The organism is Brachybacterium avium, from assembly GCF_002216795.1.
GTDB classification, from domain to species: domain Bacteria; phylum Actinomycetota; class Actinomycetes; order Actinomycetales; family Dermabacteraceae; genus Brachybacterium; species Brachybacterium avium.
Genome location: NZ_CP022316.1, coordinates 39,334 through 51,720, shown reverse-complemented (window position 1 = coordinate 51,720; position 12,387 = coordinate 39,334). Strand labels below are relative to the sequence as shown.

General features: G+C 70.0%; 12 protein-coding genes. 2 read left to right on the top strand and 10 right to left on the bottom strand.

Going from position 1 to position 12,387, the window contains the following annotated elements; all coding sequences use genetic code 11:
* Positions 1–12: 12 nt before the first annotated feature.
* From CFK39_RS00225 to CFK39_RS00200, 6 genes are all read right to left on the bottom strand, one after another.
* A complete protein-coding gene (locus CFK39_RS00225) occupies positions 13–858 on the bottom strand; it encodes a phosphosulfolactate synthase (protein ID WP_089063777.1) in 846 nt (281 codons plus the stop codon).
* Complete coding sequence (locus tag CFK39_RS00220) at positions 855–2,240, bottom strand: MmgE/PrpD family protein (protein ID WP_089063776.1); 1,386 nt, start codon at positions 2,238–2,240, stop codon at positions 855–857. Before CFK39_RS00220 ends, CFK39_RS00225 begins: the two co-directional genes overlap by 4 nt.
* Positions 2,241–2,324: 84 nt before the next feature.
* Positions 2,325–3,701, bottom strand: coding sequence for an NAD-dependent succinate-semialdehyde dehydrogenase (locus tag CFK39_RS00215; RefSeq protein WP_089063775.1), 1,377 nt, complete (start codon positions 3,699–3,701; stop codon positions 2,325–2,327).
* Positions 3,702–3,726: 25 nt separating this feature from the next.
* The gene (gene doeA / locus CFK39_RS00210) at positions 3,727–4,935 is read right to left on the bottom strand and encodes an ectoine hydrolase (RefSeq protein WP_089063774.1); all 1,209 of its coding nucleotides are present in this window, start codon (positions 4,933–4,935) and stop codon (positions 3,727–3,729) included.
* The gene (locus tag CFK39_RS00205; protein ID WP_245822735.1) at positions 4,935–6,236 is read right to left on the bottom strand and encodes an aspartate aminotransferase family protein; all 1,302 of its coding nucleotides are present in this window, start codon (positions 6,234–6,236) and stop codon (positions 4,935–4,937) included. The genes doeA and CFK39_RS00205 overlap by 1 nt, the downstream gene beginning before the upstream one ends.
* A 160-nt stretch (positions 6,237–6,396) precedes the next feature.
* Positions 6,397–7,002 carry a MarR family winged helix-turn-helix transcriptional regulator gene (locus CFK39_RS00200; RefSeq protein ID WP_089063773.1) on the bottom strand — a complete coding sequence of 202 codons (606 nt, stop codon included), beginning with the start codon at positions 7,000–7,002 and terminating at the stop codon, positions 6,397–6,399.
* A gap of 114 nt (positions 7,003–7,116) precedes the next feature.
* Here CFK39_RS00200 and CFK39_RS00195 point away from each other — a divergent pair, with 114 nt between their 5' ends.
* Complete coding sequence (locus CFK39_RS00195; RefSeq protein WP_089063772.1) at positions 7,117–9,321, top strand: MMPL family transporter; 2,205 nt, start codon at positions 7,117–7,119, stop codon at positions 9,319–9,321.
* Between the two features lie 42 nt (positions 9,322–9,363).
* On the top strand, positions 9,364–10,296 hold the full coding sequence (locus CFK39_RS00190; protein ID WP_157697011.1) for a formyltetrahydrofolate deformylase: 933 nt from the start codon (positions 9,364–9,366) through the stop codon (positions 10,294–10,296).
* Positions 10,297–10,327: 31 nt separating this feature from the next.
* On the opposite strand, the gene CFK39_RS00185 is transcribed toward CFK39_RS00190, so the two are convergent.
* The 4 genes from CFK39_RS00185 to CFK39_RS00170 all read right to left on the bottom strand — a co-directional run bounded on the left by CFK39_RS00185 (position 10,328) and on the right by CFK39_RS00170 (position 12,337).
* Positions 10,328–10,945: a hypothetical protein gene (locus tag CFK39_RS00185; RefSeq protein ID WP_089063771.1), complete on the bottom strand. Its 618-nt coding sequence runs from the start codon at positions 10,943–10,945 to the stop codon at positions 10,328–10,330.
* The gene (locus CFK39_RS00180; RefSeq protein WP_089063770.1) at positions 10,942–11,358 is read right to left on the bottom strand and encodes an NUDIX domain-containing protein; all 417 of its coding nucleotides are present in this window, start codon (positions 11,356–11,358) and stop codon (positions 10,942–10,944) included. Before CFK39_RS00180 ends, CFK39_RS00185 begins: the two co-directional genes overlap by 4 nt.
* Before the next feature lie 86 nt (positions 11,359–11,444).
* A complete protein-coding gene (locus CFK39_RS00175) occupies positions 11,445–11,735 on the bottom strand; it encodes a hypothetical protein (protein WP_089063769.1) in 291 nt (96 codons plus the stop codon).
* A gap of 41 nt (positions 11,736–11,776) precedes the next feature.
* Positions 11,777–12,337 (bottom strand): TM2 domain-containing protein, encoded by a 561-nt coding sequence (locus tag CFK39_RS00170; protein WP_089066215.1) that lies wholly within the window; start codon positions 12,335–12,337, stop codon positions 11,777–11,779.
* Positions 12,338–12,387: the final 50 nt, after the last annotated feature.

The following is a 12,387-nucleotide window of genomic DNA, read 5'->3' as shown; positions in this document are numbered from 1 at the left end:
CTCGACCGTCGATCAGCTGAACATCGGGTTGATCACCCGTCCCCAGGTGCTCTTGTTGCCCCAGATGTTCTGTCGCAGGCCCTCCAGCTGCAGGATCTGCGAGTGGTCGACGAAGAGGTTGACCTCATTGCCGTAGTGCTTGATGTACCACTCGAAGACGGGACCGTCGGCCGCCTCGAACATGACGTTCTCCAGACCGACGCCGTTGATGATCGACGCGACCGCCGAGGTGTTCCAGTCGGTGACGTTCTCGGTGATGCCCTCGGACTCGATCATCACGATGTCGGCGCCCGCCTCGAGCGTGCGGTTCGCGCGCTCGATCAGGTCACCGACGTCCTTGGCACCCTCGGCGGCCAGCTCGGCCTCACCGGAGTCCCCGCCGGAACCGATCTGGATGCCGAGCTCGGGCTTGGCCTTCAGACCGGCCGCCGTCACCCTCTCGACCAGCCGCAGCAGCCCGGAGGTGGGCAGCATGATGAAGCCGGTAGAGATCTCGATGGTGTCGAAGCCGACCTCCTTGGCCTCGCGCAGGTAGGCGTCCACGGCGTCCTCGCCGTAGCGCAGCACCGTCTCGATCCATCCGCCGGAGGAGACATAGGCGCCGTGCTCGTGGGCGATGTCGCTGAAAGCCCGGACCTGCTCCCTGGGGACCAGTGCGAAGGAGCCGCCCGCCCATTTGATGCCGTCGACCCACTGCCCGGCGACGTCGAAGACATCCTGCAGGTGGCGGGTGCCGAAGGTGGAGTAGTACGGGGCGCGGATCTCGGTCAGCCCGTGGGAGCGGGGCTTCAGCGGACGATGTGCGCGGGGCACGAAGTCGAAGCTGACGTCATGGGCAGAAGTGCTCTGGGTGGTCATGATGATTCCTCTCCATGGGTGGACCCGGCGCGCGAGAGCGCGTCGGTCAGGCGCCGTACAGGGTGGCGCTCGAGCTCGCGGACGATGCCCGCGATCTCCTCGGTCACCTCGGGCCCTACGACCGGCAGGGCGAGGCGGCGGTACTTGCGCAGCGCCCCGTCCCAGTCCAGCGGATCGGTGTGGAAGCCCTCGTAGGCGGTCTCGAAAGCGGTCAGCACGGTGCCGTCGGCGAGGGTCACCGTCAGATCGGCGACCATCTCGCGCGGGAAGCGGGCGGAGTAGCCGGCGTCCGGGGTGATGTGGACACGGCGCATCAGGTCCTGCACGTCGTCGGCGATGATCCGTTCGTGGTGATACTGCTCCGGCTCGACCTGGCCGTCCAGCAGCGCCACGGCGAGCAGCCACGGCAGCGAGTGGTCGGCCTCCTCCTTGGTGCGGATGGAGCGCTTGTCCCCTTCCTCACCGCCGCCGATGATGGAGTGGGCCACGTCGAAGGTCCTCAGTTCCACCCGGTCGATGGCGCGGGCGAGGAATCCGTCCTGGAGGCGCACCTCGAGGGCGGCGTCCAAGGCGGTCTGGGAGTGGATCTCGGAGTTGTGCTTCTTCACGATCGTCTCGCGCACCTTCTCGAGATCCTCGCGCGACCAGTCGATCTCGAAGGGCCCGGTGATGGTCTCCTGCAGGCCCTTGTTGCCCTCGAACACCTCTGCCGGACCGGTCAGGCCCCGCTGCGCCAGCAGCGCTGCGAAGGTCGCCTCCTTGGCCATGTTCGGGTACGCGAGGCCCTTCCAGTGGGAGAGGTCTCCCGTCCGGGTGACCCGCAGGGCGTTGTTCGCGGTGCCGGAGATCGAGATGGCCTGCTGCGTCTGGTCCAGGTCGAGCCCGAGGGCGCGGGAGACCCCCGCAGCCGCGGCATATGCTCCCTGCACCGTGTGGTCGAAGCCGCGAGCACGCACCGGGGCGACGTCGGACAGCCTGGTCTGGACCTGGTAGCAGACCGCGAGAGCGGCGAGGAGGTCCGCGCCGGAGGCATCGACGGACTCGGCGGCGGCCAGCACAGCGCCCAGGTTGTCGGAGGGGTGGTTGGTCTCCCCTGCCGCGAGATAGGAGTCCATGAAGTCGAGGTAGCGGCTCAGGGCCCCGTTGTAGAAGGCCACCCGGTCGATCGGACCGCGGCCGCCGCCGATGAAGGTCGCATCCTCCCGCCCGCCGAGGTCGGCCAGCAGGGAGCGGATCGCCCTCATCGGGGCGGCGGCCTGCGCGGCGATCGCGACGCCGATCGTATCCAGCACCCGGATCCGCAGCTGCTCCGCCGCCGCCCCGCTGAGCTGCTCATAGCTGCTCTCGTAGACGAATTCTGCCAGTTCATGGACGCGAGTCATCGCCCATCATCTCCCTACTTAGGTGAGCCTTTCCTTACTCATGACTCTACACCTAAATAGTTTGACGTCAAGATATCTCGGAGGTCAGGCTCTCACCGGCCCCACCCAGACCTGCTGGGCGTTGGTGAACTCGCGGATGCCGTGGGGGCCGAGCTCGCGGCCGTAGCCGGAGCGCTTGATCCCCCCGGAGGGCAGCCGCGGATCGGACTTCACGATCCCGTTGACCGAGACCTGTCCCGCCTCGATCCGGCGCGCCATCGCGACGCCGCGCTCGGTCTCGGTCCAGATCGCGGCGCCGAGGCCATAGGGGGTGTCGTTGGCGAGGGCGAGCGCGTGCTCGGCATCGTCGGCGGCGATCACCACCGCGATCGGCCCGAAGGTCTCCTCCGCGCAGACGGTCATCCCCGGCTGCACCCCGGTCAGCAGCGTGACGGGATAGAAGAAGCCCTCCCCCGCCGGCAGCTCGCCGCCGAGCACCAGAGTGGCGCCGGCCTCGACACTGGCGGTGACCTGTCGATGGAGGCCCTCGCGCAGCTGCTCGCGGGCGATCGGTCCCACCTTCGTGGCCGGATCGCGGGGATCACCGACCACCAGGTCCCGCAGCTGTGCGGCGAGCAGCTCCACGAACTCATCGTGCACGGAGCGCTCCACGATCATCCGCTTCGCGGCGATGCAGGACTGGCCGGCGTTGATGATGCGCGAGAGCGCCGAGACCTCCGCGGCCTTGGCGAGGTCCGCATCGGCCAGCACGATGCAGGGGTCGGAGCCGCCGAGCTCGAGCACCGCGGGCTTGATCTCGCTCGCGGCGATCGAGGCGACCGTCGCCCCTGCCCGGTCGGAGCCGGTGAAGGAGACCGCCTGGACACGGGGATCACGGATCGCCTGCTCGACATCCTCGGTCTGCGCCAGCAGGGTCTGGAACACGCCGTCGGGGGCACCGGCCTTGCGGAACACCTCCTCGAGCGCGGCGGCGCATCCCGGCACGTGGGGGTCGTGCTTCATGATGCAGGTGTTCCCGGCCATCAGCGCTGGGGCGCAGAAGCGGAATGCGACCCAGAACGGGGCGTTCCACGGCAGGATCCCCAGCACCGGCCCCAGCGGCAGGTACTGCACGTACGACGAAGTCGCATCCGAGTCCAGGTGCTCGTCGGCGAGGTATTCGGGGCCGAACTCGGCGTAGTGCTCGGCGGCCCACGCCGATTTCGCGACTTCCCCGCGCGCCTCCCCGATGGGCTTGCCCATCTCCTCGGTCATCAGGGGTGCGAGCTCCTCGGTGTGCTCGCGCAGATAGGCCGCGACCCGGCGCAGGACGTCCGCGCGCTCGGCGAGGGTGGTGTCCTTCCAGGAGGCGTAGGCGGACTGGGAACGGTCGATCAGCGCAGTGATCTCCGCCGGAGTCGCGGCGGGCACCTCGCGCACGACGCGTCCGGTGGTGGGATCGATGGCAGTCAGCATGGCCATAGGGGGCTGCTCCTCTCAGAAGCTCTCAGAAGCGCGGCGCGAAGACGGCGCCGGTGGGGACCGAGCGGGCGGAGCTCTCGTGGACGGTGAAGTCCGCCGGCAGGGTGAAGAACGATTCGCAGCCGTCCTTCGTGATGTGCACGGTGTCGGAGATGCCGACGGTCTTGTCCCCGTCCACCCCCCACATCCACGGCAGCAGATGGAAGGTCATGCCCTCCTCGAGCTCTCGTTCGTCGCCCTCCAGCAGGGAGACGATGTAGCCCTCGTCCCAGGACGGCGGGAAGGCGATCCCGATCGAGTAGCCGGCGCGAGTGACCAGCTTCGCCCCCACCTCGTTGCTCTCGATGCGGGAGCGGGTCAGCTCGGCGATCTCGGAGATGGTCACCCCCGGCTTCATCAGGGCCCGCAGCTCCGCCAGCGTCTGCTTCATCAGCTCCTGCGCGGAGTGCATCGAGTCCGAGAGCGCCCCGTTGACCACGGTGCGCATCATGGCCGTGTGGTATCTGCGGTAGCACCCGCCGACCTCGAGGAACACGTGCTCTCCGGGCCTGATCATGCGCCCTTCCCAGGTGGAGTGGCCGATCATCGACCGGGGCCCGGAGGCGACATAGGGCAGGACCGCCGGGAACTCCCCGCCGGCCCGGAACATCGCCGAGGTGATGGCGGCGGCCACATCGTTCTCGGTCGCGCCGGCCATCGCAGTGTGCAGGCCGGCCGCCATTCCCGCCTCCCCGGCGTAGGCGGCGAGCTGCATCACCTCGATCTCGGCAGGGGACTTGCGGATCCGCCCCTCCTCGACGATCCCGAAGCAGTCCACCAGGCCCTCTCCGAAGGCGTCGTGGATGCGATCCTGCTGGTAGGCGGGGAAGTAGTAGCTGTTGCGCTCATACCCCACCCGGGAGTCCCCCAGCCGCAGGTCGCGCAGGGTGCTGACCAGCTCGAGGATCGCGTCGCCGTCGTCCGGATACGGGCGGGAGTTCTCCACCCAGGTCCGGGCGATCACATTGGACTCCTCGAGCGCACGGGTGATCATCACCGAGTCGGCCTCCAGCGGCACGACCAGCGCCTGGAAGAACGAGTATCCCGTGGTCTGATAGTCCGTGAGGTACATCAGATTCTCGGGATCGGTGATGATCACCGCGTCCAGCTCCCGCTCGGCCATCCGCTCCCGCAGCTCCGCGATCCTCCGCTGGTACTCCTCGGGCGCGAAGGTCATATCGGACCGCAGGCGCATCAGGGGGCTCCCGCAGCGGCGTCGATGGCCTGTGCGAGCAGGCCGAGGCCGTCCCTCAGGTCCTCCTCCGGGATCGTCAGCGGCGGGATCAGCTTGATCACCCGCCCCCCGCTGCCGCACGGGCCGACCAGCAGGCCCCGCTCGAAGCACTCCTGCTGGATCCGCTTGGCGAACGCGCCGTCCCCCGTGTCCAGCGCCTGCATCATGCCGCGGCCGCGGACCTCCCAGCCCCGCTCCGAGTGCTTCGCAGCGATGGCCTCCAGTGCCTCGCGCATGGTCTCGCCCTTGGCGAGCACGTCGGCGAGGAACGCCTCGTCGGTGAAGTAGTCCAGCGCCACGGTGCCCGCGACGAAGGACAGCCCCTGCCCGCGGAAGGTGCCGGTGTGGGCGCCGGGCGACCAGTGGGCATCGACCTCCGGCTTGTTCAGAGTCATCGCGATCGGGGTGCCGAAGCCGCCGAGCCCCTTGGCCAGGGCGATGATGTCCGGGTCCAGATCCATCCCGTCGAACGAGAAGTACCCGCCGGTGCGGCCGACGGCGGCCTGGATGTCATCGATGATGAACAGCGCGCCCACCTCCCGCGCGAGGTCCTGGATCTCGTGCAGCCACTCGCGGCTGGCGACGTTGACCCCGCCCTCGGCCTGGACCGGCTCGACGAGGAAGGCCGCAGGAGGGGTGACCCCGCTCGAGGGGTCCTGCAGCGCGGCCCGGTAGTCGGCGATCCCGGTACTGCCTCCGGGAGCGGTCTCGAAGGGCAGGCGCACGACGTCCGTCAACGGCACCCCGGCCCACTGGCGGAAGGCCTGGTTCGCGGTCGCCGCGAGGGAACCGAGGGTCATGCCGTGGAAGCCGTGGCTGAAGGCGACGACCTCGCGCCGCCCGGTGGCCAGTCGCGCGAGCTTGAGCGCGGCCTCGATCGCGTTGGAGCCCGTCGGCCCCATGAACTGCATCTTGTGGTTCATGCCGCGCGGCGCGAGGATCACCTCGTGGAACTTCGCGATGAAGTCGCGCTTGGTGGTGGTGTAGGTGTCCAGGCTGTGCGCCACGCCGTCCGCCTGGAGGAAATCGATCATCGCCTCCTTCATCGCCGGGTTGTTGTGTCCGAAGTTCAGGACTCCGGCGCCGGCGAAGAAGTCGATGTAGCTCGTGCCCTCCTCATCGACCTGTCGCGCATTGGAGGCGGAGGCGAACACCGTGGGATACGCACGGCAGTAGCCGCGGATCTCGGACTCGTGCTGCTCGAAGATGGTGGTGTCCAAGAGGGACCTCCCGTCGCGGTGCAGGGCGACCTCGCTCGTCACGACCGGCCGCATAGCGAAGATCACCCCGTCTGGCAAGTAGGTGCCGGTGAGCTGACTCTCACCCGGGGGCGCTCACCCCGTCAAGTACCCGGTCCTGGCGATGCTCCGGGACTTCTCCCGCGCAGGTCACCGACCCGACCACTCGGTAAGGCGGCGCTCGTCAGGAACTGCCCGCGCCGCTGCCGGGAGCCTCCCAATCCACCCCTGCCACCGAGATCTGCTCGGCCATGTCCTCGAGGAAGCCGAGCACCACCTCGCGCTCGGCCGGCAGCAGGTGCCGCGCCGCCTCCACCCGGCGCGCCTGGGTCGCGCCCACGGTGCGCATCGCTGAGCTCCGGGTGGCGGGCTCGATGGTGACCACCACGGCCCGTCGGTCCCTGGGGTGCCGTTCGCGTCGGAGGTGACCGGCGGCTTCGAGCCGGTCCAGGAGCTTCGTGGTCGAGGCGCTCGAGATCCCCAGCGCCTGGGCGATCGCGCCCGGGGTGGCGAGGGTGCCGGTGTTCTCGGCGACGATGAGGACGTGCAGGGCCCGCATGTCCGTCCGCCCCAGCTGCATGTACCGCAGGGAGGCCTCGGCCAGCTCCTGCTCCGCGGCACGGAGCCGGGCCAGCGCTGCCATCAGCGCATCGATCTGCGCGATGTCCTGCTCGTCCAGGCCGCGGCGATCGATCAGCTCCTGCTGGGGATCGCTGGAGTCGATGCTGAACAGGGACGGAACAACGGTGGGGGGATCGTGATCGCCCTCGCCGCGGGGCGACGAACTCATGGCCCGCATCCTAGTGGCGCGCGATTCACCCGATCATCTCTCGCCAGGCTAACTACCTGTGTCACACTGATCTCGGAGCGCCGCGGGGCGCCCCGCCGTCGTCGAAGGAGCCCCATGACCTCTCCGGACCACCCCCCTGCCGGCGAGGGGCCGACCCATCGGCGCGCCCGCGCCTCGTTCCCGCGGGCACTGAGGGTGCTGGTGCCCGCCCTGCTGATCCTGGGATGGCTCATCGCCGCCGGGATCGGCGGGCCGTACTTCGGCCGGGTCGACGAGGTCTCCTCGAACGACCGCACCGCCTACCTGCCGGATTCCGCTGCCGCGACCGAGGTCGCCCAGCGGGCCGCCGATTTCACCGGTGCCGAGGCGATCCCGGCCATCCTCGTGATCACCTCGCCGCAGGAGATGGACGAGGAGACGCTCGCATCGCTCACCGACGTCACCGAGGCCCTCGGGGAGAGGAAGGCGGTCACCGGCGAGGTCTCCCCGCCGATCCCCTCCGAGGACGGGCTCGCGGTGCAGGTGTTCGTGCCGCTGGATCCCGATGCCGACCTCGCGGCAGCCATCGACGGTATCGATGCGGAGCTCGGCACCGATCTTCCACCGGACCTCACCGCGTACGTCACCGGCCCGGCCGGCTTCTCCGCCGACCTCGGAGCGGCCTTCGCCGGCATCGACGGGCTCCTGCTGGGGGTCGCGCTCGCCGCGGTGCTGGTCATCCTCCTGATCGTCTACCGCTCGCTGCTGCTGCCATTGATCGTGCTGTTGACGAGCCTGATCGCGCTGTGCGCAGCGCTGCTGACGATCTGGCACCTGGCCGCGGCGGACGTGCTGCTGCTGTCCGGGCAGACCCAGGGGATCCTGTTCATCCTCGTCATCGGCGCCGCGACCGACTACTCGCTGCTGTACGTCGCCCGGTACCGCGATGAGCTGCGGCACACCCGGGAGCGGGGACGCGCGACGCTCGCGGCGCTGCGCGGCACCATCGCGCCGGTGCTCGCCTCCGGTGGCACGGTGATCGCCGGCCTCCTGTGCCTGCTGCTGTCGGACCTGAAGTCCAACAGCACGCTGGGGCCGGTGGCGGCGATCGGGATCGGGTTCGCGATGGCGGCAGCCCTGACCTTCCTGCCCGCCGTCCTGTTCGCCACGGGCCGCGTCGCCTTCTGGCCGCGCCGGCCGCACTACGCGCCGAATGCTCCGGCCACCGGTGCCGATCCCGCGGCGCACGGCGTCTGGGGACGGATCGCGCTCGCCGTGCGACGCCGGCCCCGCCGACTCTGGCTGCTCACGGCGGCGGTGCTGGCCGTCGGCTGCCTGGGTGTCACCCAGCTCGAGGCCGATGGCGTGCCGCAGTCCGATCTGGTGCTGACCTCCTCCTCCGCACGCGAGGGACAGGCGGCCCTCGGCGAGCACTTCCCCGGCGGCTCCGGCTCGCCGGTACAGGTGATCACGAAGGACTCCTCTCTCCAGCAGGTCGCCGACCTGCTGTTGCGCCAGGACGGCATCGAGTCGGTGTCGGTCACCGCCGAGGACTCCCCCTCCGGCTCCGCACCCGTGACCGCGGACGGCATCCAGGCCCAGGGCCAGCCCGGCACGCCCGCCCCGGAGCCGACCGTGGTGGACGGCGACGTGCTGGTCCAGGCGACGCTGACCGATGCCGCCGATTCCGCCGCGGCCGAGGCGACGGTGCGCGAAGTGCGTGCGGACCTCTCCGCCGATGACGTCGACGCGCTGGTGGGCGGCGTGACCGCGACCTCGATCGACACCAACGACGCCTCCCTCCACGACCGCACACTGATCATCCCCGTGGTGCTGGTGGTCATCATGCTGATCCTGATGCTGCTGCTGCGCTCGCTCCTGGCGCCGGTGCTGCTGATCGCGACCACGGTGCTCTCCTTCGGCACCGCGATGGGCGTCTCAGCGCTGGTCTTCGACCACGTGTTCGCCTTCCCCGGCGCCGACCCCTCGGTCCCGCTGTTCGGCTTCGTGTTCCTGGTCGCCCTCGGGATCGACTACAACATCTTCCTGATGACCCGGGTGCGGGAGGAATCGCTGATCCACGGCACCCGGGAGGGAGTCGTGCGGGGCCTGTCGGTCACCGGCGGCGTCATCACCTCGGCGGGGATGGTGCTGGCAGCGACGTTCGCCGCGCTCGGGGTGATCCCGATACTCTTCCTCGCACAGATCGCCTTCATCGTGGCCTTCGGCGTGCTGCTGGACACCTTCGTGGTGCGCACGCTGCTGGTGCCCGCGCTGGCGCTCGATCTCGGCAAAGTCATCTGGTGGCCCTCGGCGCTCTGGCGCCGCGGTCGGGACTGAGTCGAGCCGGCAGGGGTGTGCGGGCGGCGCGCTCGTGAACAGATGGGCCCGGTCCTCCGCGTGTTCCTAGAATGGGCCCATGAACGCCACTGCACCCCTCCCCAGAACGCCGCGGACTCCTCCGGGACCGAGACGGAATACGTCCTCACCGTGGTGTGCGCCGAGGCCCCCGGCATCGTCCACGCGATCTCCGGGGCGATCCTCGAGGTCGAGGGTGACATCACCGAGAGCCGGCAGTTCGTCAGCAGCACCACCCATCGCTACTACCTGCGGATGCAGGTCCGGACCGCGTCCGCCGCCCAGGAGCTGGAGGCCGCGCTGGCCCCGGCCGTCGAGCGCTTCGGTCTCGAGCTCCGCATCGACGAGGTGGGACGCCCGGTGCGCACCCTGATCCTCGGGTCGACGACGCTGCACTGCGTGAACGATCTGCTGTTCCGGATGGAGTCCGGCCATCTGCCCATCGAAGTACCGCTGATCCTGGCGAACCATCCCACCCTGGAGAAGCTGGCCGGCTTCTACGATGTGCCCTTCGAGCACCGGTCCACCCGTGGCCCGGGGGCGAAGGCCGCCTTCGAGGACCGGGTGCGCGAGGCGGTGGCCGAGCACGACATCGAGCTGGTGGTGCTGGCCCGCTATATGCAGATCCTCTCCCCGGAGCTGTGCGCCGAGCTCGCCGGTCGCTGCATCAACATCCACCACTCCTTCCTGCCCGGCTTCAAGGGCGCCAATCCCTACCGGCAGGCGCATGCGCGCGGGGTCAAGCAGATCGGGGCGACCGCCCACTTCGTCACCACCGATCTCGACGAGGGGCCGATCATCGAGCAGGAGGTGCTGCGGGTGGACCACACCCGTTCGCCCGAGGAGCTGATGGCGATCGGCCAGGACGCGGAGATCCGGACGCTGCGCCAGGCTGTCGCGTGGTACGCCCAGTCACGGGTGCTGCTGGACGGCTCCCGCACCATCGTCTTCCGCTGACACCCGGGCCCCGACGCGTCGGTCCCCGCAGTCAGGAGAAGGGACGCGCGCGGCCCACGCGCTGCGCGCGCTCGGCATCGGCGTAGCGCATGCCGGGCGGGACCTGGGCCAGTTCGAACCAGGCCGCGGCGCGCGGCAGCAGCCGCACGTCCTGCCAGGGGATCTCGAACCCCGGATCGCGCCAGAGCGTCAGCCCGATCTCGGAGCGGCGACCACCGGCCACCAGCACCAGCCGGCGCAGCCGGGACAGCGGGTGCGGGCCCGCCCGCGCGCTGTCGGGGATCGCCACCACTCCCCCGAGCTCGAGCGGCCAGACCGTCTCCCCCCAGCACAGCGCCGCCCGCTCGCTGCTGCCCGCGATGACCGCCGGCGGTCGCAGATCCGCGGCCGTCACCGGGGTGGGGGCGATCGGCGCGCCGCGCTCGAGGACCTCCCGCTCCACCCATGCGCCCGGCAGCAGCGTCGTGCCCGCCACCGAGACGTCCACCAGCAGTGCGTCGGCGAAGGGGGCGAGGGCGGGGCTCAGCCGCCCGCCGTGGGCCAGATCCCGTCGCGGCGCGGCGATCACCCGCACCACCGCCTGATCGCCGGGGCGGTCGCTGAGAGTGATCCGGACCCGCGTTCCCGGCAGCGGTGCCTGCGCGCTCATCGCCGGAACCGGGTCTCGGCGTGATCCTCCAGGGCCAGCGACAGCTGCCTGGTGAAGCGCTCGTTCATCGGCGGTGGTGCGTCGATCGGGAACCAGCGGGCCGCGGTGTTCTCCCCGTCGGCCGGGAAGGGGGTCGCCCCGCCGTCGGCCTCGCACAGGAAGCACAGATCGAGGTACTGCGCCCGGTCCCCGTTGGGGTAGGTGATCGGAGGCAGAGTGCGCACGTCGAGCAGCCGCAGCACGCGGCAGGAGATCATCGCTTCCTCGGCGACCTCACGGACGGCGGCCCGGGCCGGCTCCTCGCCGGGATCGATGATCCCGGTGACGGGGGTCCACTCGCCGTCATCGGCGCGCCGGACGGCGAGCATCCGGGTACGAGCGCGGTTCAGCACCAGCGCGGTGACGCCGGGCATCCACAGCAGCTCGTGCCCTATGTGCTCACGCAGGGACAGGACGAAGTCCGGGGTGGCGATGGTGGTTCCTCCTGGAGCGGCTGCGGTCAGCCGCCGGTCATGAAGGGCAGCGTGAACGCCCCGAGCATGACCACGAAGAAGAGCACATAGACGATGGCGAACAGGATCAGCAGTGCCAGCATCACCCAGAAGATGATCCAGCCGACCTTGTTCATCTTCTGGGCGGTGAAGGGATCGCTGTCGAGCTGCACGAGCGAGATGATGCCGAAGATGGCCGGGATCGTGCCGCCGCACAGGAAGCCGACGACGATCAGGATGATCGCGCTCGTCTGGAGCGAGCTGCGGTCCGGGAGCGGCCCGGAGGGCTGGGAGGTCATCGCTGCTGGTGTCCTTGTCCGTGACGTGGTGAAGGGCGGGGTCAGTCGGCCAGGGGGCGGCCGTAGGCGTCCCGTTCGAAGGCCGGGGACTTGGCGAGCACCATGATCCCCTCGATCACGCCCCACCAGGCGCCGATGCCGCAGGTGACCAGGGTGACGGCGATCTGGATGATGCCGATGGTGGTGTAGCCCAGGAGGAAGCGGTGCACTCCGAAGCCACCGAGGAAGATGCCCAGCAGCCCCACCACCAGGCGGCTCTGCGGCTGTCCCTGCGGCGCCGGTCCGGCGGCGGGCTGCGCGAAGGGCTCCGAGGCCGACGGTCCGGAGCCCGGGGCGGCCGACCAGGCCTGCTGGCCCTGGCCGTAGGGATCCGAGGCCGAACCGGCGGACGGCTGCGCGAAGGGATCCTGCCCGCCCATCTGCTGGCCGTAGGGATCCGAGGCCGAGCCCGCGGACGGCTGCCCGTACGGGTTCTGCGCGTACGGGTCCTGCGGGGCGGGCGGCTGCGCCCACGGATCCTGCGGAGGCTGAGGGGTGGCGCCCTGCGCGTTGAAGTCGTTCCCCTGGGGCGTCCAGGAGCCGTGATCACCGGGATTGCTCATGATCACCACGATACGTGGTCCCGCAGCGGCACCGCACCTCGGCGCCGGCT